Here is a 21,588-nt window from a genome sequence, read left to right as displayed (position 1 = left end):
CCAAGCTCGGCAACTTCGAGGCCGGAGTCCGGAGCACCGCCCGGGCCCCGGCTGTCCACCACGCCCGTATCACCTGCTCCCAGCCACCGGGCCGTCGAGCCGTCGCCCCGACCGGAGTCGTCCCAAGGAACTGCCCGCACCTGCGACATCAGCGACCTCAAGGCCCCCGAGGAACATGAGGCCGGCCGATTCTCCGCCGAGGCATGGAACATGAAGGGGAGCCGCCTCGAACTGCACGACCTCGTCTTCGGAGGCGTGGTGACCGTGGAGACAGCCGCCGGGCCCAAACGGGTGCTCAAGTTCACCGCGGCGGCGGTCACGATCCGCGACCTGAAGATGGCGGTACCCGTCGGCCCGCAGATCCAGCACATCGACGGAGCGCCAGGTTCCACCTCCACGCTCCGGGGCGACGACATCACCATGTACGTCGAAAGCCTGACAGGCACCCTCTCCCGCATCGAAAACCTTCCCGCACCACCCGTCCTCCGCCTGCACCTCACGCCGGACACCATTCCGGAGTGGCTCTACGACACGGTCGGGAAGCTCGACCTCAAGCTCCAACTCGGCCTGGACGACGCCGACATTGACCAAGCCGGACAGACAGGTGGAAAACTCGCCATCCCGGGGATCCACGGGTACGGAACGCCACGCTGAAGCCAGCCCCAAGCGGCTGCGGTTGGTCGTGGTCATGGGTGACGACACCTGACCGCGGGGCTGTGTCGCGTGCACGGTGGTCTGCTGGTGCAGCGACGAGAGCCGCGGTCGTGGTCTGTTCGTCGGGGGCGGGTTTTCGCAGGCGCGGCTCGAGGCGACGTCGCCTCGAAGACACGGGAGAGGCAATGCCGCCAGGGGAGATGGAGCGGGTCGATCTGGGTGAGGTGCCGTATGAGGTGGCGCAGGCCGACATGGCCGGTTGGGTGGCCGAGCGGAAGCAGGGGCGTACTGGGGATCGTCTGTTTCTGCTCACCCACCCTCCCGTGATCACCTACACGGCGCGGACACCGGCCGACCAACTGCCAGAACCGGCTTCACCGATCAGCCTGGTCGAAGTCGACCGGGGAGGTCACGCCACCTATCACGGGCCAGGGCAGCTGATCGGGTATCTCGTGCTGAACGTACGCGAGCTAGGACCGCGCGGCTTGATACGACGGATCGAACACGCCCTGATCCGTGCGCTGGGATCACTCGGATTCGACGCGATACGCCGGGACACACCCCGAGGCGCGGAGAGCCTGGTCGGCGTGTGGACCCCCGACCACCGCAAAATCGCCTCCATCGGCATGCGCATCAGCGGCGGCGTCACCAGCCACGGATTCGCGCTCAACGTCGACCCGGACCTCGACGTCTACACCACGTTCACGGCCTGCGCCCTGCCCGGTGTCCGGATGACCTCGTTGGCTGAACTCGCTGCCGAACTCGGCCGGCCCACGCCCACGGAGGCGCAGGTGAGGGATGCTGTAGCCGACGCCGTAACAGCCGATTTGGCGCCAACGCGCACACCCTCCTGAGTCGGGGCAGGCGCTTGCGCGGTGGCCGCCGCTCAGTTTCGAGGCCACCAGTTGGAGCCGGCAGGTCACCGGGAGCCGGTAACGGCGACTGCTGGGCGGGGCGGCCCCGATGGCAGTGTTCGGCGCGACGGACCTGGGCCGCTTGCGCGACCTGGAGCGAGCCGCTCCACTCGCGGCTCGAAGCGACCCGATGACAGGGGTGGCGTCGGCACGGGGCTTCCTGGCGCTGCTGGGATATGGGCCGCCGCCTCGACTTGGAGTTCGTAAACTGATCGGTTTACGATGGGCTTGAAACTGACCGGTTTCATCAGTCGGAGTCCCAGCGGGGGTGCTGCATCCCCGGTTTCGCCTCGACGGCCGTGTGTGCCGAGATTGAACGTTCCGGGGGCGCCGGACCGCAATGGAGCTGTCCGTCCTTCTCCGGATATGAGTGTGTTGTCCGAGACCGGAGTAAGTCATGAGTGGGATTCACCCGTTCCGCGTCCTGCGTGCCAAACCCCTGTGGATCGCCAACGGCGTCATCACGGGCGTCCTCGCGCTGCTGTTCACCGTGTTCTACGTCGGCGCCAACGTCGACCCGGTCGATCACATGAAGAATCTGCCCGTCGGTCTGGTCAACGCCGACAAGGGGGCTGATGTCGGTGGCAAGCAGGTCAACCTGGGGGCTCAGATCTCCGAGTCGATCAAGAAGTCCGCCGTGAGTGGGGACAAGATCGGCTGGAAGGTGATGGGCGAGAAGGAGATGAAGGAGGAGCTCGGCAAGGGCAAGCTGTACGGCGCGCTCTTCGTCCCCGCCGACTTCACCTCCTCCGCCACCGCACTGACCGGCACCACCACCGCCGAGACCCCGGCCCGTCCGACGCTGACGGTGCTGACCAACCAGTCCGCCGGCAGTGTGGGCTCCAGTCTGGCCCGGGCTACGACGACACAGGCGGCCGAAAGCGCCTCGCTCCAGGTGGGCAAGGAACTCACATCCCAGGGTGGGACGGGGCGGGCGAAGCTGCCCGCCGCGGCACGTGTCCTGCTGGCCGACCCGGTCGCCGTCACGGTCGAGGACGGCCATCCCCTCGACTCGCACAGCGGCCTGGGCATGACGGCGTTCTACTACGCGCTCGTCCTCGTGGTCGTCGGCATGCTCTCCGCCAACGTCATCAGCGGCCAGGTCGACCACGCCCTCGGCTACACCCACAACGACATGGGCCCGATACGCCTGCACCGCCCGCTGATCCGGGCGACCCGGGTGCAGACCCTCGCCATCAGCAGCACTCTCATGGCCGGGCTGTCCCTGCTGATGGGGAGCCTGGTCATGGTGGGCGCGGTCGGCATCATGGGGATGCATGCCGCCCATCTGCCGCTGCTGTGGCTGTACTCGGTGTGTGCCATCGCGGTCTCCGGGATCGGCGCGCTCGCCCTCCTCGCCGTCTTCGGCACGCCCGGCATGCTGGTGGTCACGCTGGTCTTCATCGGGATGGCGGTGCCGACGGCCAACGCCACCACGCCGCTTCAGGCACTGCCCGGCTTCTACCGCTTCCTCGCGGAGTTCGAACCGCTGCGGCAGATCACCGGCGGCATCCGCTCGATCCTCTACTACGACGCCCAGGCCGACGCCGGCCTGACCCGGGGCTGGGTCATGATGGCCGTCGGCCTCGCGGCAGCCGCCCTCTTCGGCCTCGGCGTGCTGGGGTGGTACGACCGCAAGGGACTCCACCGCATCCCCGCCGAGACGAAGCCCGAGAAGACCGCTGCCCCGGCGTAGCGGAAGGCGGCTCACCCAAGACGGGGCCATTACTCGGAGTCGCCCCGGTGTGCGTCGCCCCCGTGGGGACGAGAGGCGCGTGCACCATATGGGCTCGGCGGCGGTCTCTCCCCCAAGACCGTCGCCGAGCCTCTGAGCGGCCTTAAAGCGTCCGCCCTGTGGCGGGCGTCTCCCCGACACCCCATGGAAACCGATCGGTTTCTATTTCGTCCGATTCGAGTTAACCTCGCGGTATGACTACCGAAGTGAAGCCAAGTCCCCGGGAGCGGCTGCTGGAGGCGGCAGCCACGCTCACCTACCGAGACGGTGTCGGCATCGGCGTCGAGGCGCTGTGCAAGGCGGCGGGGGTGTCCAAGCGCTCCATGTACCAGCTGTTCGAGAGCAAGGACGAACTGCTGGCGGCGAGCCTGAAGGAGCGTGCCGCTGCCTTCGTGGCGAGGGCCCTGCCCCCGGCGGATGACGGCCGTTCCCCCCGCGAGCGGATCCTGTACGTCTTCGAGCGGGTGGAGTCGCAGGCGGGCGCGCCCGACTTCCAAGGCTGCCGGTACCTGGCTGTGCAGATCGAGCTCAAGGATCAGAGCCACCCCGCGAGCCGGGTGGCCCACCAGATCAAAGCCGACCTGACGGCCTTTTTCCGTTCCGAGGCCGAACGGGGTGGGGCGAGTGACCCCGACCTGCTGGCCCGGCAGCTCATCCTGGTCTTCGACGGCGCAAGCGCCCGCGCGGGAATCGGCGCCGACAATCTGACCGGGCTCATCGCGCCCACGGTGACCACCATGCTCGATGCGGCAGACATGCACTGATCCGCCGCGTCTTCGAGCAGGATCGGCGACCGAAGCGCTCTTTCGGGTTGATGCCCGACTACGGCAGCAGAAGCAGCGCGCATGGCCTCACGCCCCTGCTTCCCTGTGATCGGAGGGAAGTCCGATGGCCGTAAGAGTGTTGCCGAGCATGCCGCAAGCGAAGAACCTTGTGGTCGCGTGGACATCGGCACCCAGCGACAGGTGCACGGTTTCCCATCAGTCTCATCCAGCCGGCCCGGGCGAGCTCGCCCGTCTGTTCATCGCCCTCTGCCTCAGCGGCCGCGACGACGGCGTATCCCTGCATCTCATCAGGAGCGTTTCGGGGCGCGCCGAGATCAGCCGCGCGTACGCGCCCGCCATGGCGTCCAGGGCCTGCTCGATGCCCTCCATCCCCTCGGTCGCCCGCTCGATAGCCAGGCGGGTGTCTTCCATGCTCCGTACCAAGGCGGCGACGAAGATCGCCTTTTTGCCCGGGAAGAGCCGGAAGAGGTACGGCTGCGTGACGCCGACGCGTTTGGCGATCGCCTCGGTGGAGGTGCCGTAGTAGCCCTTGAGCGCGAACTCGGCGATCGCTGCGCGGACGACGCTTTCGCGTCTCTCCTGCGCACTGATCCTGGCCATGCCGTCATTGTGGCAGGCGCCGGTCGGTTTGCGTCTGCCCGGTAAGGCGCCTGACCGGGCGCTGGTCCGCAGGGCCCTTGTGGCGACACCGCGGAATGTCGACCGCCATGAACCGGGCTCCTGTCTGCCGCGCGTCACGAACAGCGCTCCGCCCCACCTTGGGCGAGGCGCCGCAGCAGGCGCGCAGCCCGATCGGCCTCAGCGTGTACACGGTGGCACGGCCCGGATCGGGTTGGCGCTTGAGCTTGCGCATAAAAACCGATCGGTTTACTGTGAACGGAAACTGATCAGTTTCTAACGAGTGAGGCATCCATGATGACGACGAACCGGCCGCTGGCACTCGTGACGGGTGCGTCATCCGGAATCGGGAAGGAGACCGCGCTCGCGCTGGTCGCAGCGGGGTTCGACGTGGTCGGCACCAGCCGTGACGCCTCGCGCGTCAGCCCGCTCGGCGGTGTGACGTTCATCGACCTCGACGTGGCCAGCGACGCCTCGGCCACCGCCGCGGTCCAGGAAGTGATCGAGCGGTTCGGGCGGATCGACGTCCTGGTCAACAACGCCGGCATCGGCTCGATGGGCGCGGCCGAGGAAACCTCCCTCGCGCAGGCCCAGGGTGTCTTCGACACCAACGTCTTCGGGGTCATGCGCATGGTGAACGAGGTCCTGCCGTACATGCGCGGCCAGGGGCGCGGGCGCATCATCAACCTCTCGTCCGTGGTCGGATTCGTGCCCCAGCCCTACATGGCCGTCTACGCCGCCTCCAAACATGCGGTCGAGGGCTACACCGAGTCTCTGGACCACGAGGTCCGTGACCACGGCATCCGGGCGCTTCTTGTCGAACCCGCCTACACCAGCACCGGATTCGAGACCAACAGCGCGCGGCCCGACACACCCCTGCATGCCTACGAGAAGCAGCGGCAGACCGTCGACCGCGTGATGGCAGAGGCGATCAGGGACGGCGACGACCCCGCCGTCGTCGCCAAGGCGATCGTCGCGGCAGCCACCGACGCCAAGCCGAAGCTGCGCTACGCCGCCGGCCCCACGGCCGGACGCGCACGCCTGCTCCGCTTCGTTCCCGCCTGGGCCTTCGACCGGCAGATCCGCAAGATGAACCAACTGGCCGGCTGACGCCTGCCCGCACTCACACACCCCGCTGGTAAAAAAACCGATCCGTTTTCATCTTCGTGGAGGCAGTCATGACAGCAATCAAGGGCGCCACCGTCTTCGTCACCGGAGGCAGCCGCGGCATCGGCAAGATGCTGGTCGAGGAGCTCTACGCACGCGGGGCCGGCAAGGTCTACGCCACGGCCCGTGACCCGCGCACGGTGACGCACCCCGATGCCGTTCCGCTGGCACTCGAGGCCACCGACCCGGCATCCGTGGCGGCCGCCGCCGAGCAGGCCCAGGACGTCACCATCCTGATCAACAACGCCGGCGCCTCCGTGCGCGCTTCGTACCTCAACTCCTTGATGGAGGACGTGCGCCGGGATCTGGAGACGAACTTCTACGGGCCGCTGCTGGTCACCCGGGCCTTCGTGCCGATCATCGAGCGCAACGGCGGAGGCCACATCCTCAACGCCCACTCCGCTCTGTCATGGCTGGCTGACGGCACGCCCTACGGCGCCTCCAAGGCCGCCCTGTGGTCGCAGACCAACTCCCTGCGCCTGGAGCTGCGGCCGCGCGGCATCGCGGTGACAGGGCTCCACATGGCATACGTGGACACCGACATGACCTCGGGCGTCGACGCGCCCAAGGCCGACCCCCGCGACATCGCCGTGGCCGCACTCGACGGCATCGAGGCGGGAGCGCACGAGGTGCTGGCCGACGACACCACCCGCTGGGTCAAGTCGCAGCTGTCCGCCGACCTGGAAGCCATGTACGCCCAGCTGGCGAAGTAGTAGCACGCGCCTACGCATTTGCGCGCTTGGGCACTTCAACGAGATCCGCGTGGCCTTCCGCCGCCTCCTGGCCGGGGCCTCCGGCGACAACCCGCTCGGCTGGGAGCTCCGCCCGGTTACCCGACGGTATGGGGCTCCTGGGCACCATGCCGGAGTCGCCCATCCTCCCGGCCTGGCTGACGGAGGACGACAATCCGGCGTACGTCGAGGACTTCGCCCTGCACGGCGAGCCGGCTTTCGAGGGCGCGGGATCGACGTCCCTGCGCTGTACGTGGTGGGGTGGGGGACCGCGACATGGTCACCGCCCTGCGTAGCCCGGGCGGGAGCAACCTGCTGAGCGCCGTACTGCCGGGCTGCGGCGACTGGACACAACAGGAACGTCCCGCCGAGATCAACGCCGCACTCCTCGACTTCCTCGCTCGCATCGACGGCCCGGCACCACAATGACGCTCCGCAGAATCCGCCCGGCGGGCACCGTCCGGACAGAGCACGGGGCCGCGGCCCACGCGCACGTGGCCACCAACCTCGACCGCTTCGCTTTCACCGACCGGTTCGCCATGTTCAAGAACGGCTTCCAGCGGACCGCCGTACCCACGCAGGTACTGCTTGCACCCCAAGCAGCCCATGACGGTCACCAACCGCCTCCTGGACTTCCACACCGCTGACTCACCTCAATCAGACAGACAGAGGACACACTGATGCCACAGCGCAACCCCATCCTGATCACCGGTGCCGCCGGCGCGGTCGGTGGTGTGAGCCGCACGATGGTCGACATGCTGCTCGAACAAGGGCACCCGGTGCGCGCGTTCGTGCGCCAGGACGACGAACGCGCCGATGCGCTCCGCCAGGCAGGAGCCGAGGTCTTCGTCGGCGACCTGCTCGACATCGCCGACGTGACCGCCGCGTTGAAGGGCTGCCGTCGCATCTACTTCAGCATGAGCCTGTCGCCGTACTACACCGACGCCGTCGGCCTGATGGCAGCGGCGGCGCGCGCCCAGGGCGACATCGAGGTCTTCGTCAACATCTCCGAGTACGAGCAGTCCTTCATGACGTTCGAGAGGATGACCGCGTCGGAGGAGGAACGGCGTGCCTGGCTCGGCGGACTGATCACACAGTGGTCGCCGCAGCAGCGGGCGCACTGGGTCGCCGAGCGGATGCTGGAGTGGTCCGGCCTGCCGACCGTGAACATCCGCGCGGCCATGTTCGTCGAGAACCCCCTGATGACCTGGCTGGCCCTGGGCCCGCTGGCCGAGGGTGAACTGCGCCTGCCCTTCGGCCCCCACCGGCTCGCGCCCATCGCCGGCTACGGCGTGGCGGAGCTGTGCGTGAAGATCCTGGCCGACCCGGAACCGCACATCTCGAAGTCCTACGAGCTCAACGGCCCGGAACTGAAGGACATGCACGGCTTCGCGGAGGACTTCTCGGCCGTGCTGGGACGCCCGGTCACCTACGTCCCCGTAGAGGTCGAGACCTGGAACGAGACCTACATCGACACCGCCGACGCCCTGGCCGCGGTCCCGCACACCATCGAGCATCTGAAGACCCTGACCCGGCTGATGGGCGGCGGAGGCTACCGCGGCACCACCGACCAGCTCGAAACCCTCCTCGGACGCCCCCCGAAGACCGTCCGCTGTGCCCTGGAGAACCATCCGCTCATCCAGAAGCTGGCATCCGCCTGAGCCGCTGAACGATCCGGGCCCCTCTCGCTCCCGGATTCCACCCTTTTGTGTGATGGCCCAAGGCAGGAGTGACATGCTGTCGCTGGCCCGTGAGCCTGATGCGGCCTGCGCGGAAGGCTCGCAGACTTCATACATGTGCGGGCGCTGTCGGGTACGTTTGGTGATCTTGACTCTTCTCGCACTTCGCCGTAGCGCCCGTGCTGGATCGGTGCTGGATGCGCGGGCATTTCCGCAGGTCAAAGCCTTATGGTGGAGTTCCGCTTCAACGTTTAGCGGGTGTAATACGACCACGTTGCCGATCTGGCAAACGCGCAGGTCGGAAGGGGTCCGACTCTTGGGGGTCGGGCCCCTGGTTGTGAAGCCGACGTGGCCGCCCGACCGGGTAGGAGCGGATGGCCTGCTGCATGGACTCCTGGGTGCCGACCGCTTCGACGACGGAGTGATGGACGCGAAGGGGCCTCCCCCCGGCCGGGCGGTCAGGTGGTGTGGTGGGCGTGGACGCGTAGGCGCAGGTCGCGGGGGCGGATGACGATGTCCTTCGCGAAACGGACCGGGGCGGTGGTGACGGGTTCCAGGTGCCAACGGCGGGCGAGGGCGGCGAGCGCCAGAGTGAGTTCGCCCACGCCGAGGGCGTCACCGATGCATTTGCGGGAGCCCAGGCCGAAGGGGATGAAGGAGCCGGGGACGGGTTGGCCGCTGTGCGGGGACACCCAGCGGCCGGGGTCGAACGTCTCGGGGCGGGGGTGCGCGGAGGCCAGGTGCTGGACGAGGTGTGCGCTGATGACGACGGTGTCCCCGGAGCGCAGGGGGTGCCCGCCCAGTTCGGTGTCGCGGGTGACGTTACGGGTCAGGAACCAGACGGGCGGGTAGTGGCGCAGCGCCTCGGTGACGACGCGACCGGTGAGTTCCAGGTGGGGCAGGCTGGTGTGCGACAGGGGGCCGGAGGGCAGGGCGGCTGCTTCGGCGTGGACGCCGCGTTGGAGTTCGGGGTCCTGGGCAAGGTGGTGTGCGGCCCAGGCGAGGGCGTTGCCGGTGGTCTCCATTCCGGCGATGAAGAAGGTGATGACCTGGTCGCTGATCTCCCTGTCGGACAGGGCCGGACCCTCCGTACCCGCCGACGTGAGCAGGGTCAGGAAGTCGCCGTGGTCCGTGGTTCGGGAGCGGTGTTCGGCGATGATCCGGCCCAGGATGACCCGTAGGTGCTTCTGGGCGTGGGAGTAGCGACGGTGGGCGGGCAGGGGAAGACGGGTGTACGCGGTGGGCAGCAGGGCGTGGGTGTAGATACCGGCGGTGATCGCGGCCATGTCCTCCACCATGGCGTCGACGGTGGCGGGGCCGAGGGTGCCGTCGAAGAGGGTGGCGACGATGGCGCGGGCGGTGAGGGCCTGGGCCTGGGCGGCCATGTCGACGACCTGGTCGTCCCGCCATCGCGCGACGCTGTCGGTGATCTCGTGGGCCATGAGGTCGAGGTGGGCGGGCAGCCGGTCCTTGTGGAAGGCGGGCTGGAGCAGCCGGCGCTGCCGTCGGTGGTCGGTGTGGGGGCAGCTGAGCAGGCCGTTGCCCATGACGTCGCGAATGCGGTCGTACAGCGGACCGCCCTTGTCGAAGAGGGCGTCGTCGAGGAGGACCTGCCGGGTGAGGGCCGGGTCACTGACGAGGGTCGCGGTCAGGGTGCCGAGGCGGACGCGGGCCAGCGGGCCGTGGGCGGGTGCGCGGGTGAGGAAGTCCGCCGGGTCGTTCAGGAGCCGCAGGGCGTGCCCGACCAGGGGCAGTGCGCCGGGCAGCAGGGGCGGGGCGCAGTGGGCGCGGTGGGACTGGGCGGCGACAGACGTGCGGGCGTGGGACACGGTTCTCCAGGGTGGGCTGTAGCGGGGGAACGGCGAGAGGCGCGCCCGAGGTTCAGGTCTTCCACCACCAGGCGGCCACCGGGGTGGTGAGAGGCTCGTCGAGGCGGGCGAGACCGGCGGGCCGGGTGACGACGGTGGGCATGTCGACCCGTGGGGCGATGGTCTGGCCGGGGTCGTTGGGGTCGTTGTACCGGCCGCTGGTGAGGTGCCAGTGCAGGCTCCCTGCCACCCAGTCCGTCAGGGCGCGCACATACCGGGCGAGCCGGGGGCCACTGCCGGCGACGGTGCGCTCGGCCAGGTGCTGCATGCGGCGCATGGCCCGGTCGTGCATCGACGCGGCGGCGTGCAGTGCCTGCCGCGGGGCGCAGGCATGGTGCCGGGCGAGAACGGGCACCAGGTTCATCGCCTCGGGGAAGCCGAAGTGCTGCTCGCGGAAAGCCTCCTTGTTGTAGGAGGTGATGTCGTTGTGCCAGGCGATGAGAGCGACGCTCAGATCGTGCAGGGCATGGACACGCGGGTCGTGGTACTCCTCGGCCGTCAGGACGTAGTCCTGGGCGATTTCGATGAAGGCCAGCGCGGACAGGGCGGCGCTGCTGCTCTGCCACATCATGAGGTAGTCGTCCAGGCTCGCCGACCGGGGCTCCTGCCGGATGGCGGCTTCCCAGACCAGGCCGGAGAAGTACGCGTCGACCTGGTCGGTCCACCGGTACACCTGGGCGGGGGTGCCCTGCCGGGCCAGGTCGTGCCGGATGTCCAGCAGGGACATCGCCCACTTGTCCTCGCGCATCAGCGGGGCCTGGGGGGTGTGGAGCATGCGGCTCATGCGGGCGAGGTAGGGGGCGAGGGTGTCGGGCGCGGCGCCGCCGAGTGTTTCGTCGCACAGGGCGTCGTCGAAGGCGAAGAGCCAGTTGCAGTAGTTGGTGGCGGCCTGGAGGGTGTCGGCGCGGCCGTCGGGGATGCCGAAGCCGACGAACTCCCCGACGCGGGCCCGGCGGGTGTACTCCCGGTGCGGCGCGTCCTTGAAGAGGTCGAACCGCTGCATCCAGGCGAGGCTCTCGGCGTCGACGGCGTCGGCGTGCGGGGAACGGCGAGGCGGGAAAGGGCAGTACAGAGGGGGGACCGGAAGCGGGATGTGGAGGGCGGTGGTCATCGGCACTCCTTGACGGCGGGCAGGCATACGGCGGGGCGGGCCCGTACACGCCCGCCCCGTTCGGTTCGTTCAGTGCGTGGTGACGGTCTGTACGGAGGCGGGACCGGGGACGTGGGCGCCTGTCGGGGTGGGACGCGGGGAGCGGATCATCCTCACGCAGAGGGCCAGCGCCCACAGGGCGAATCCGACGTAGGACCCGAAGCTGCCCCAGCCCCACGGGGTGAACGGGGTGTCGTCCGTGGTCAGGACGTTGAAGAAGTACGCGAAGTGCGCCACGGCCAGGACGTGGGAAGTCCAGCCCGTCCAGCGGGGCAGCGTGGTGTTCTTCAGGATCAGGCTGCCCGCGGCGTAGGAGAACAGGGCCAGGGGCAGGGACCCGGCGTAGCCGAAGGTGACGCACAGGTCGTAACTGAGGTGCAGGTAGGCGCTGTTCACCGCTGCCGGGCGCTCCGCCGCGACGGGGCCGAGGAGAAAGGCGGCGTTGGACATCATCCAGCAGATGCCGACGGACAGGGCGGAGGGGATGAGGAGTTCGGCCTGCAGCGGTGCGCGGTCGGGACCGGTGAGCCAGCGCTTGAGTCCGGCGGCGAACCAGATGAAGAGCAGGCCGAAGGCGATGTCGATCGTGTAGCCGGAGACGGAGGGGTTCTCGGCGAACCAGGTGCCGATGGCGTCCGAGGAGTCGCTCCAGTAGGGGAAAGGGCGGCTCAGAGGGTTGCGGACGAAGGGGAGGGGGACGAGGAAGAGCGCCACCATGGCGATGCCGATCCAGCCGGCCGTCCGTGCCTCGCGCCGTTCGTCGTCAGGGGTGAGCATGGGTGTGCCTTTCCGTGGAAGCGTGGGCCGTGCCCGGGTGGGGCGCGGCAGGGAGTGAAAAGTGGGTGCGGGGGCCGGGTCAGCGCGGACCGGTCACCCAGGGATCGGCGGGTACGAGGCCCTGCCAGGGGAGATCACCCGACGTGCCCAGGGCCGTGATCGCGTCGTCCACACGCCGCAGCAGGTTCTCGGCGTAGCCGGGCGGGGCGTAGGCCGGGTCGAAGATGACGGCCAGGTCCAGGGCGTCGCCGTTCTCCCGGGCCAGCAGACCGAGGTCACAGGGCAGTTGGAAGAGCTGCCCGGTGAAGGCGGCGTCGAGCTGGTCGGTGCGGTCGACGGCACAGCCGGACAGGCGCAGCCCCTGGACGGGGGGCAGGAAGTCGTAGAACACGAACTGGGAGGCGGCGAAGAGCTCCCCGATGTGGGGGTGGGCCGCTGCCAGGGTGAGCAGGGAGGCGCTGTCGTGGCGCAGGGCCTGGTGCAGGTCGTGGTCGGCGGCGTGCAGTGCCTGGCGCGCCGTCAGGCCGGGGGAGTCGGGGACGCGGTGGCGTACGGGAACGGCCTGGGCGTACAGACCGGCGGTGTGGGCGGTGCCCTCGGGCCGGGCGGCGCTGACGGCGAGCAGCAGGGTTTCGTCCTGCGCGGTGTCGGCGGCCACGGCAGCGGTGAAGACCGCGTACAGAACGCTGGCGAGGGTGAGGCGCTCGGCGCGGGCCAGGGCGCGGAAGGCCGTGGTGGCGGCGGGCGGGACACGGCGGGTACGCAGCAGCGAGTCGTGCGGAACGGTGCTCGCGGCCGGCTGGGCGGGCGGGACGAGGACGGTGGGGCGGGCGCCGGTGAGCCGCTTCGACCAGAAGGCGAGGTCCTCGGGACGAGGCTGTTCCGGTGCGTTGAGCGCACGGTAGTCGACGTCGGGCAGCAGGGGAGCGCGCCCTGCGCGGGCGCTGTCGTACAGGGTGGACAGCTGCTGTTCGACGATGTTGAGGGAGCAGCCGTCGGAGGTCAGGTGGTGCAGGCGCAGACCGAGCACGTGGTCGTGCGGTCCCGCGGCGACGAGGGTGGCGGTGAAGACATGGCCGGTGGCCGGGTCGAGGGGATCGGCGGCGTGCAGAGCGGCCAGGCGTTCCTCGGGGCTGCCGGGCGCGGCCGGGTCGATGGCGTGGTGGCGCAGGACGCCGGTGCGGGCGGGGCGGACGAGCTGGTGGATTCGGCCGGGGTCGCCGGTCAGGTGCACTTCGGTGCGCAGTGCGGGCTGACGGTGCACCAGGTGGTCGACGGCTGCCGACAGGGCGCGGGTGTCGAGGGGGCCCCGGACGCGGTAGTGGCATTCCAGGGCGAAGCGCGGTCCGTGGCTGGGCAGGCGCCCGCCCGCACGGTCGTCGTTGACCCGCAGGAACTGGTGGGTGGGGCCCGCGGCCAGCCGTACCCCGGCCGGGCCGGGGTCCAGGAGGCCGTCTTCCGACCCGGCCCGGGGGCCGGGCAGTACCGGTGGGCCGGATGTGGTGGCGGCTGCGAGGTGGGCGGCCAGGCGGGCTGGGGTGGGGTGCTCCAGGACGGTACGGGAGGGCAGTCGCAGGCCCAGTGCGTCGCCGATCTGTGCGGCGGCCCGTACCGCCGTCAGCGAGTCGCCGCCCAGTTCCACGAAGTCGTCGTCCAGGCCCACCTGGTCGAGTTCCAGGACGGAGGCCAGGACCCCGGCGACGGTCTCCTCCACGGGCAGCACCGGTGCCCGGTAGGGGGTGGCCAGACGAGGGCGGTGGGTGGAGGGCGTGGGAAGGGCGGCCCGGTCGAGCTTTCCGTTGCCGCCCGTGGGCAGCGCGGTCAAGAACACGTACCGGCTGGGTCGTTCGGGCTCGGACAGGTGGGCGTCGGCCTGACGGCGCAGCGCCGGGAGAAGGCTGTCGGACGCCTGGGCTAGGACGTGGCGGTGCAGAGGGGCGGAGAGGAGTTCCCCGTCGCCGGGGGGCTGGGGCCACCGGATGGCGGCAGGTGCACGGGTGCCGGTGCCGGTGTGGGTGTGGGTGTGGGTGTGGGTGTGGGTGTGCGTGCCAGTGTTCGAGGAAGGAGGGCCGGTGGGGAGGAACACCGCGTCGTAGGCGCCGTCGCGGTGGCCGGCCGCGCGGGACAGGCGTACCGGCCGACCCAGCTCGGCGGCCAGGTCCTCCAGGTCGCCGGGGTGGACGGCGTCGGCCTCCGCGCGGTCGGACAGCCGGCGCAGGTCGGCGGCGGTGAGCGTGCCGTGGTCGTCGGCGGCCAGGGCGTCGCGTACCGCGCAGGCGCCGGCGGTGCGGCGGTTGGGCACACGCAGCAGGCCCACCGGGCCCGCTTCGGCCGCCAGCAGGTCGCGGAGCGCGTCCATGGTGCCGGGCCAGGGGCGCCACACGTCCACCTCGACGGGGGAGGCGGGCGCCTCGGAGGTGAGCACAGCGTCGAACCGGAAGTCGTTCATCTCGTTGCGGGCGCGGCCCGTGCGCGGCCGGATCTCGGCATGAGCCGCCCCGCAGCGGGTGAACCAGCGGGGGTCGACCAGCAGGTAGGGGTCGAGGGCGACGCGGCGGCGCCACTGTGCGCGCAGGACGTCGATGCCCAGGTCGTCGGTGGCGGTCCGAAGGACCACGGAGGCGTGGAAGGCGTCCTGGAGGGTGCGGTCCTTCACATCACCGAAGACGGCCCGGCCGCCGGTCGCGGAGGCGGCCAGCGCGGCGGTCACGGTCCGGGCCAGATGATCGGCGCTGTGCAGGTAGGGCACGACGGAGTTGCACAGGACGAGGTCCATCCCGGTGTACTCGGCGGCGCCGGCCGCGTCCCCCTGCCGGAGTTCGACGTGGTGGAGCGCGCTGTCGGCCAGCCGCTCGCGCAGCGCGGCCAGGGACTCGGCGGAGGTGTCCACGGCCACGGCGCGGGACGCGGTCCCGGCGAGCCGCGTCAGGATCATGCCCGAACCGCAGCCCAGGTCCAGCACGGCGTCGGGGAGACCCCGCTCGGTGGCCAGGCGCACCGTGGCCGCGATCCACTCGTCCATCTCCGCGTCCGGCAGCGGCTTGCCGGTGTAGCTGCTGGTCCAGCCGCTGCGCTCGTCGCGGAAGTCCAGTGCGCCGAAGAGCCGGTCCCAGTCGTCGTGGAGCCGCTGGGCAGCGCTGCGCTCGTCCCATCGCGGGACCACGTGGGCGACCAGGCGGCCCTGACGGGCGCTCACCACCACATCCCGGACTCCCGGCACCTCCCCCAGCACACGGGCGACGCCGGCCGGCTCCACCCGGAAGCCGCGCACCTTCACCTGGGCGTCGGTCCGGCCCAGCAGCTCCAGCCTGCCGTGCTCGTCGAGGCGGCCGAGGTCACCGGTGCGGTACATCCGCTGCCGCGGGTCCCGTGGGTGCGTGACGAACCGGGTCGCGGTCAGCTCGGCGTCCCCGTGATACCCCTCCGCCAGACCGGCGCCGGTGACGCACACCTCGCCGGTCCCGCCGTCCGGGACGGGCTGTCCGTCCGCACCGACGACGAGGACGGGCGTGCCCGGCAGCGCCGTGCCGACCGTGACCGGGTCCCCGGGACGCAGTACGGCCGCGGTGCACCACACGGCCGCCTCGGTGGGCCCGTAGGCGTTGACGAGCTCCACGCCCGGCATCCTCCGGTGGTGCTCGGCGGCCAGCTCGCTGGGGCAGGGTTCTCCCGCGACCAGGACCTGCCGCAGATCCGGTGAGGGCCCCTCCAGGGACGGCAGCAGTGCGCTGTACAGGGAGGGGGTGAGTACGGTGTGGCTGGCCGGTCCCCGCGACAGGTGCGTGGCGAGTTCGTGGAGGGCGCGCCGCGGGTCGGGTGAGGTCAGCAGAACGTGCCCGCCCGCCAGCAGCGTCCACCAGATCCCCGGCAGGGACGCGTCGGTCGTCATCGGTGAGACGGCCGCCATGCACCGGACCGGTTCGGGGAACACGTCCGCGTAGGCCCGCATGGTGTGCGCGATCGCGCGATGGCCGACCGCGACCGGCTTGGGCCGTCCCGACGTGCCGGACGTGTGGATGATGTAGGCCACCGCCTCCGGAGGAGGACCGGACACCTCCGGGCGGCCCTCCGAACACCCGTCGACTTTCCGCCGGACCTCCCGGTCGTCCATGTCGATCCTGCTGATGCCTTCGGGCAGATGCTGCCCGGACAGCCCGAGCACCCACCGTGCGCCCACAGCGCCGATGAGGTCCCGGAGCCTGCCCGGCGGATCATCGGCGCAGACGGGCACGTGCACGGCTCCCGCCGCGAACACCGCCAGTTGCGCCACCACCGCCCTCACCCCTCGCGGGGCCGCACACACCACCGGATCGCCCGGCTCGACACCGCACGCGCGCAGATACCGGGCCCACCTGCGGGCTTCGTCGACCAGCTGCCCGTAATCCAGGCTCTCCGCAGGGTCGGACACCGCCGTTGCCCCCGGGCGCTGCGCCGCCCGAGCGCACAGGAGGTCCCACAAGGTGGCACCGGCCGGAGCGTCCGCGCGCACCGTGCTGCCCTGGCACACATCGATCATGTCCGTCACATTTCCTCCGGGAAGCAGAAAATTGCGCGCCGCATAAAAAAGGGGTGAGGGATAATTTGGGCAGGTGGAATTCGGGCAGAAAATTGATGGGCCGTGGGAATTTCTTCCCCCTGTTCGCGGCCATGCATTCCCGAGTTAATCCGCGTGCCAAACATGGGGTTCCGAGAATATCCGCAGATAAAGAGGATCGGTGATTGCGTCATAAGAAATGATCGCCCGATGCGCTGTTTTTTGGGTGCCGGTGGGTGCTCTGTGTACGGACGGAGTGAGAACACCCACCGGTCAGGTCAGATCAGGTCAGGCTGCCGAGGAAGTGGCTTCCCGCCTCGGTCAGGTCGTCGCTGAGCAGGTACTGGAGCCAGCCTTCGTGGAACTCCTCCCGGGAGATCTGGCCGTCGCCATTGGTGTCGAGGCTGTCGCATGTCGCCTGGGCCTCCTCGGCGCTGGACCCCAGGGCCTCCAGGTAGCCCTGGAAGTCGGCCGTCGGTACGAGGCCGTCGTCGTCCCCGTCGATGGCGGAGAACTCCGCGTCCAGTACCGCCCGGCAGCCCTCGACGACCTGCTCCCGCCGGCCCAGGGTGTCGGACATGGCGGATTTGAACTCCTCGCGTGTGATGACGCCGTCTCCGTCGGCGTCGGCCGCCGACGCGAGTCGCTCCCAAGCCTCCTGGTAGGCGGTGAACAGGGCGTCGGCCTTGGCGGATCCCTCGGTCATGCACCCCGCGCGGATGACGTCCTTGGCCATGCGCTCGCAGTCGGCGTATTCCAGGACGCCGTTTCCGTCGGTGTCGAGCCGGTCGAAGATGAGGTCGTACTTCCGCTCGATCGGTGCTGTGGTCATGGCAGTACTCCTTCGTGCGTTGCCGGACGACTGGGTGTCTGCTCCGGTCGGCACGGTCCTACGGGTCACCTCGCCCCCTTTGCCTCAAATGGGGGACGGAGCCATGGGCCAAGTGGGTAGAAGTGCGACGAATCCGGATGACCTGGACCGTGGCGGCCGCGTCACCGGTTACCATCACCGGCCGCCGGCGCGGGCCGGGAGCGCCGGCCGGACCGTCCATGGCTGTGCATGAACGCGTTCACGTGTGAACGCCGGGTCACGTCGCCTGGCTGATGCTCCGCGCCGCATCCCTGGCCACCTGGACGGTGCGGAAGCCTCTGCGGTAGGCCGACGGTGATGTGCGCATGATCGGACGTCTCCCTCGCGGCGCAGGGCGAGGTCTTCACCCAGTTGATCTCCGAGGACGGCTGAGGCCCCCAGAGGACCCGCACGGTCAAGGCGATCACCGAGGAGATCCCGTCGCGGCTCACCCTCGACACCCTCACCCGGCACCCGGCACCCGGCACGCGGCACCCGGCACCCGACCCCCGGCCGTCTGGTCGCCAACGACATCGGCCGTGTCAAAAGCCGACTCGCCCTGACCGGGTCCGACGGACGCCACGAGGCAGCCGGCACCCGCAAAGGTCCGGGCCCGCCGTCCGCCCCGGGCCGCCCCGGACCCGGTCCTACCTCGGCGGCGGCGCCGTCGACCCGCGCGGGGTGAGCGAGGGGGTGGCGACCTGGTGGGACGGGGGGTTCTCGTCGTCGATGACCGCGAGCAGCGTCCGGGCCACGTCGGCGCCGAACCCGTGCACGTCGTGGCTCATCGCGGACAGCGGCGGGTGGGTCAGCCGGCACAGCTGGGAGTCGTCCCAGGCGAGGAGGGAGAGGTCACGCGGAACCGAGAGGCCCAGTTCGGCGGCGACGGCGGTCCCGGCGACGGCCATGATGTCGTTGTCGTAGAGGATGGCCGTGGGCCGCTCCGCCATGAGCAGCAGCGAACGGGTGGCGCGGGCCCCCTCCTCGCCCTCGTAGCCCGTGGCGACCTGGAGGTCGTCGGCGATGCCCAGTTCCCGTGCGGTCTCGGTGAACGCCTTCGCGCGGATGGTGCTGTGGCCGAGCCCGGCGGGCCCGCCGACACGGGCGATACGGCGGTGACCGAGGGCCGCCAGATACCGTACGGCCTCCGTGGCGGCGGTGGCGTCGTCCGTCCACACCGAGGTGAAGCCGCCCGTCAGCGACGGGTGGCCGACCGCCACCGCCGGGAGTCCGATGGCCCGCAGAGCGGGCACGCGCGGGTCGTCCTCGCGGAAGTCGACCAGGATCGCTCCGCCGATCTGCCCGCCCTGCCACCACCGCTGCTGGAGCGCGATCTCCTCGTCCACGTCCCGCACCAGATGCAGGAGGAGCGAACACGACCGCTCGGCCAGCACACTCTCGACCCCGGAGATGAACTCCATGTAGAAGGGTTCGAGGCCGAGCAGCCGCGCCGGCCGGCAGATCGCGAGGCCGATGGTGTCCACCTTGGTGCCGGACGACAGGCCGCGCGCCCGGGCGTTGGGAGCCCAGCCCAGCTCCCGGGCCGCCCGGAAGATGCGGTCCCGGGTGGTCTCGGACACCCCGGGTCTGTCGTTGAAGGCGAGCGACACCGCCCCCTTCGACACGCCGGCCCGGGCCGCGACGTCCTTGATGGTGACGCGTTGGGTGGAGGCGCTCACGCCGGTTCCACGCAGAAGATCGCCGCGCGGGCCCGTCCGGCGTCGGGCTCGGGCCAGCCGCCGACCCGGATTCTGCTCTCCTCGCCGGGGAGCAGGGTGACGAGACCCGTGTCGGCCACCGCGTCGGGGTCGAGGCGGTCGGGTTGCAGAAGAAGGTCTCGTACGAGGGTGTGCGCTGTGACCACGACGTCGACTGTATCGGCGGCGCCTGCGACCGGTTCCACCCGTACGTCGAACTCGGGGCGCGGATAGGGGAACTCACGGTCCGGCACGGGGAAGTGCACGGCGCGCAGCCCGTCCACGTCCGCGACCAGGAACTCCCCGTCCACGTCCGCGACCAGGAACTCCCCGTCCCCGGTGACGCCGAGCGCGTCCACGGGCAGCGGTGTCCGTACCGCGTCCCGCGCCGCCACCTCCACGGTGAGCGGCACCTGAGCCGTCACCGTCCCGCCGGCGGTCGTCCGGCGTACGGTGACCTCGGCACGCCAGGGGGCGGCCGACTGGTTGACGAGGCCCAGTACGACGCCCTCCGGGGCGGGCTGCAGGGTGAGCAACCGGTCGGCGTACAGGCGCCGCAGCTCGTGGTGGAGCGGCTTGAGCCGGCCGTCGCCGTCGACGGCCGCCCAGGAGCTGACCGGCCAGCAGTCGTTCAACTGCCAGACGACGGTGCCCGCGCACCGCGGCCAGTGGGAGCGCCAGTGCTCGATGCCCGCGGCGACGGCCCGGGCCTGGAGCAGCTGGGTCAGATAGTGCCAGCGGTCGAAGTCGCCCTCGGGGAGCGCGAAATGGCGGGCCACCCCACGGTTGAGTTTGCCGTTGCCGTCCTCGGCCTTCTGGTGGTGCAGCATGCCGGGTGAGTCCGGGGCGAGGTCCTCCCCCGGGAGGGCGCGGCGCAGCGTGGCCAGGGCCGGCGGCGCCTGCCAGCCGAACTCGGCGACGAACCGGGGCACGCTGTCGCGGTACTCGGCGAAGTCCCGGCGGTTCCACACCTCCCAGGAGTGGTGCGTGCCGTGCGCCGGATCGTTGGGGTGGTGGTCCCAGGAACCGGACCAGGGGCTGCCCGCCGTGTACGGCCGGGTCGGGTCCAACTCGGCGACGACCCGCGGCAGCAGACCCAGGTAGTACCCCTCGCCCCAGGAGTCACCGGCGAGTTCGGGCTCCCAGCCCCAGTCGCGGAAGCCCCAGAGGTTCTCGTTGTTGCCGTTCCACAGCACCAGCGACGGGTGCGGCATGAGGCGTACGACGTTGTCCCGCGCCTCGGCCTCCACCTCGCCGCGCAGCGGCTGCTCCTCGGGGTAGGCGGAGCAGGCGAACAGGAAGTCCTGCCAGACCATCAGCCCGAGTTCGTCGCACACGTCGTAGAAGGCGTCGTCCTCGTAGATGCCGCCGCCCCAGACGCGGACGAGGTCGATGTTGGCGTCCGTGGCCTGGGTGAGGCGGTGCCGGTAGCGCTCCGGGGTGACGCGGGAGGGCAGGACGTCGTCGGGGATCCAGTTCACGCCGCGTACGAAGAGGCGTACGCCGTTGACGACGAGGGTGAAGCCGGTGCCGTGCTCGTCGGCGGAGCGGTCCAGTTCGATCGTGCGGAAGCCGATGCGGCGCCGCCAGGAGTCCAGCGTGGTGTCGCCGTCGGTGAGGGCGACCGTCAGGTCGTACAGCGGCTGTTCGCCGTGACCGCGCGGCCACCACAGCTCCGGCTCGGGAACGTCCAGGGCGAGGGTCGCCTCGTCGCCCTCGAAGGTGGTCTCGGTTTCGACGCCGGCCACCGAGGCGCGCGCGGTCAGCGGGTGTCCGGCGCCGCCGGCGGTGCGCTCCAGCGTGAGGTGGACCTCCACCCGTCCATGCGTCCCGGGGACCGTGACCGCGGGGCGGACCCGGGCGATCCGGGCGGTCGACCAGTGCTCCAGGCGGGCGGGCCGCCAGATGCCGGCGGTGACGACGGTGGGGCCCCAGTCCCAGCCGAAGCCGCACGCCATCTTGCGGATGTACTGGGACGGTTCGGGATAGACGTTGGGCCGGTCGCCGACCGTCTTCCGTACCGCCTCCGCCTCCTCGCGAGCCGGCGTGAAGCGCACGTGGAGCTCTCCGGCGCGGCCGGTGACGTCGAAGCGGTGAGCGCGGTGCATGTTGCGGGTCCGCCCGAGCTCCTCCCCGTCCAGGAGGATCTCGGCCGCGGTGTCGAGGCCGTCGAAGACCAGGTCCGTGCGCTCGTGAGCGGTCTCGGCCGTGAGCCGGGTGGTGTACGTCCAGGTCCGGTCGCCGACCCAGGCCACCTCGTGCTCGGCGGTGCCGATGAAGGGGTCCGGGATGAGCCCCGCGGCCAGCAGATCGGTGTGCACGCAGCCCGGTACCCGGGCGGGCAGCACCGCGTCCCCATGGCGCAGCCCCCACCCGTCGCTGAGCAGGGTGACGTCCTTCATGTGCGGCTCCCCTCACGTGAGGCCCAG

Annotated in this window: 15 protein-coding genes and 1 pseudogene; 8 read left to right on the top strand and 8 right to left on the bottom strand. The window is 70.5% G+C overall.

Annotated features, from left to right (window positions below; all coding sequences use genetic code 11):
- Positions 1–210: 210 nt before the first annotated feature.
- The 4 genes from JIX56_RS15190 (at position 211) to JIX56_RS15175 (ending at position 4,067) form a co-directional block, all read left to right on the top strand.
- Positions 211–654 carry a hypothetical protein gene (locus JIX56_RS15190; RefSeq protein WP_257541021.1) on the top strand — a complete coding sequence of 148 codons (444 nt, stop codon included), beginning with the start codon at positions 211–213 and terminating at the stop codon, positions 652–654.
- 185 nt (positions 655–839) lie between these two features.
- On the top strand, positions 840–1,508 hold the full coding sequence (lipB, locus tag JIX56_RS15185) for a lipoyl(octanoyl) transferase LipB (RefSeq protein ID WP_257541019.1): 669 nt from the start codon (positions 840–842) through the stop codon (positions 1,506–1,508).
- Positions 1,509–1,965: 457 nt separating this feature from the next.
- Positions 1,966–3,264, top strand: coding sequence for an SNG1 family protein (locus JIX56_RS15180; protein ID WP_257541017.1), 1,299 nt, complete (start codon positions 1,966–1,968; stop codon positions 3,262–3,264).
- Positions 3,265–3,497: 233 nt separating this feature from the next.
- Positions 3,498–4,067: a TetR/AcrR family transcriptional regulator gene (locus tag JIX56_RS15175; protein ID WP_257541015.1), complete on the top strand. Its 570-nt coding sequence runs from the start codon at positions 3,498–3,500 to the stop codon at positions 4,065–4,067.
- 87 nt (positions 4,068–4,154) lie between these two features.
- On the opposite strand, the pseudogene JIX56_RS15170 reads toward JIX56_RS15175, so the two are convergent.
- A pseudogene (locus JIX56_RS15170) lies at positions 4,155–4,688 on the bottom strand (TetR/AcrR family transcriptional regulator).
- 315 nt (positions 4,689–5,003) lie between these two features.
- Between JIX56_RS15170 and JIX56_RS15165 the strand changes: the two are divergent.
- The 4 genes from JIX56_RS15165 to JIX56_RS15150 all read left to right on the top strand — a co-directional run bounded on the left by JIX56_RS15165 (position 5,004) and on the right by JIX56_RS15150 (position 8,265).
- Positions 5,004–5,816: an oxidoreductase gene (locus JIX56_RS15165; RefSeq protein WP_257550877.1), complete on the top strand. Its 813-nt coding sequence runs from the start codon at positions 5,004–5,006 to the stop codon at positions 5,814–5,816.
- A gap of 68 nt (positions 5,817–5,884) precedes the next feature.
- Positions 5,885–6,586 (top strand): SDR family oxidoreductase, encoded by a 702-nt coding sequence (locus tag JIX56_RS15160; RefSeq protein WP_257541013.1) that lies wholly within the window; start codon positions 5,885–5,887, stop codon positions 6,584–6,586.
- Positions 6,587–6,880: 294 nt separating this feature from the next.
- Positions 6,881–7,033: a hypothetical protein gene (locus tag JIX56_RS15155; RefSeq protein ID WP_257541011.1), complete on the top strand. Its 153-nt coding sequence runs from the start codon at positions 6,881–6,883 to the stop codon at positions 7,031–7,033.
- Between the two features lie 251 nt (positions 7,034–7,284).
- The gene (locus JIX56_RS15150; protein ID WP_257541009.1) at positions 7,285–8,265 is read left to right on the top strand and encodes an NmrA family NAD(P)-binding protein; all 981 of its coding nucleotides are present in this window, start codon (positions 7,285–7,287) and stop codon (positions 8,263–8,265) included.
- Between the two features lie 476 nt (positions 8,266–8,741).
- Here the strand turns inward: JIX56_RS15150 and JIX56_RS15145 are convergent, their stop codons facing one another.
- The 7 genes from JIX56_RS15145 to JIX56_RS15115 form a co-directional block, all read right to left on the bottom strand.
- Positions 8,742–10,112 carry a cytochrome P450 gene (locus tag JIX56_RS15145; RefSeq protein ID WP_257541007.1) on the bottom strand — a complete coding sequence of 457 codons (1,371 nt, stop codon included), beginning with the start codon at positions 10,110–10,112 and terminating at the stop codon, positions 8,742–8,744.
- A 52-nt stretch (positions 10,113–10,164) separates the two neighbouring features.
- Positions 10,165–11,262: a terpene synthase family protein gene (locus tag JIX56_RS15140; RefSeq protein WP_257541005.1), complete on the bottom strand. Its 1,098-nt coding sequence runs from the start codon at positions 11,260–11,262 to the stop codon at positions 10,165–10,167.
- A gap of 69 nt (positions 11,263–11,331) precedes the next feature.
- The gene (locus tag JIX56_RS15135; RefSeq protein ID WP_257541003.1) at positions 11,332–12,078 is read right to left on the bottom strand and encodes a hypothetical protein; all 747 of its coding nucleotides are present in this window, start codon (positions 12,076–12,078) and stop codon (positions 11,332–11,334) included.
- A 79-nt stretch (positions 12,079–12,157) separates the two neighbouring features.
- Positions 12,158–16,594: an amino acid adenylation domain-containing protein gene (locus tag JIX56_RS15130; RefSeq protein ID WP_257541001.1), complete on the bottom strand. Its 4,437-nt coding sequence runs from the start codon at positions 16,592–16,594 to the stop codon at positions 12,158–12,160.
- A gap of 301 nt (positions 16,595–16,895) precedes the next feature.
- Complete coding sequence (locus tag JIX56_RS15125) at positions 16,896–17,444, bottom strand: EF-hand domain-containing protein (protein ID WP_257540999.1); 549 nt, start codon at positions 17,442–17,444, stop codon at positions 16,896–16,898.
- A gap of 665 nt (positions 17,445–18,109) precedes the next feature.
- Positions 18,110–19,141, bottom strand: coding sequence for a LacI family DNA-binding transcriptional regulator (locus JIX56_RS15120; RefSeq protein ID WP_257540997.1), 1,032 nt, complete (start codon positions 19,139–19,141; stop codon positions 18,110–18,112).
- Positions 19,138–21,561, bottom strand: coding sequence for a glycoside hydrolase family 2 protein (locus tag JIX56_RS15115; RefSeq protein ID WP_257540995.1), 2,424 nt, complete (start codon positions 21,559–21,561; stop codon positions 19,138–19,140). The genes JIX56_RS15120 and JIX56_RS15115 overlap by 4 nt, the downstream gene beginning before the upstream one ends.
- Positions 21,562–21,588 lie beyond the last annotated feature (27 nt).

This window comes from Streptomyces sp. CA-210063 (genome assembly GCF_024612015.1).
GTDB lineage: Bacteria > Actinomycetota > Actinomycetes > Streptomycetales > Streptomycetaceae > Streptomyces.
Note: the sequence above shows the minus strand (reverse complement) of the source record. Positions and strands in the feature narration are given on the sequence as shown.

Coding starts and splice junctions, on each gene's coding strand:
- JIX56_RS15190 (WP_257541021.1), top strand. CDS start 211: ATGAAGGGGAGCCGCCTCGAACTGCACGACCTCGTCTTCGGAGGCGTG.
- lipB (WP_257541019.1), top strand. CDS start 840: ATGCCGCCAGGGGAGATGGAGCGGGTCGATCTGGGTGAGGTGCCGTAT.
- JIX56_RS15180 (WP_257541017.1), top strand. CDS start 1,966: ATGAGTGGGATTCACCCGTTCCGCGTCCTGCGTGCCAAACCCCTGTGG.
- JIX56_RS15175 (WP_257541015.1), top strand. CDS start 3,498: ATGACTACCGAAGTGAAGCCAAGTCCCCGGGAGCGGCTGCTGGAGGCG.
- JIX56_RS15165 (WP_257550877.1), top strand. CDS start 5,004: ATGACGACGAACCGGCCGCTGGCACTCGTGACGGGTGCGTCATCCGGA.
- JIX56_RS15160 (WP_257541013.1), top strand. CDS start 5,885: ATGACAGCAATCAAGGGCGCCACCGTCTTCGTCACCGGAGGCAGCCGC.
- JIX56_RS15155 (WP_257541011.1), top strand. CDS start 6,881: ATGGTCACCGCCCTGCGTAGCCCGGGCGGGAGCAACCTGCTGAGCGCC.
- JIX56_RS15150 (WP_257541009.1), top strand. CDS start 7,285: ATGCCACAGCGCAACCCCATCCTGATCACCGGTGCCGCCGGCGCGGTC.
- JIX56_RS15140 (WP_257541005.1), bottom strand. CDS start 11,262: ATGACCACCGCCCTCCACATCCCGCTTCCGGTCCCCCCTCTGTACTGC.
- JIX56_RS15135 (WP_257541003.1), bottom strand. CDS start 12,078: ATGCTCACCCCTGACGACGAACGGCGCGAGGCACGGACGGCCGGCTGG.
- JIX56_RS15130 (WP_257541001.1), bottom strand. CDS start 16,594: ATGATCGATGTGTGCCAGGGCAGCACGGTGCGCGCGGACGCTCCGGCC.
- JIX56_RS15125 (WP_257540999.1), bottom strand. CDS start 17,444: ATGACCACAGCACCGATCGAGCGGAAGTACGACCTCATCTTCGACCGG.
- JIX56_RS15115 (WP_257540995.1), bottom strand. CDS start 21,561: ATGAAGGACGTCACCCTGCTCAGCGACGGGTGGGGGCTGCGCCATGGG.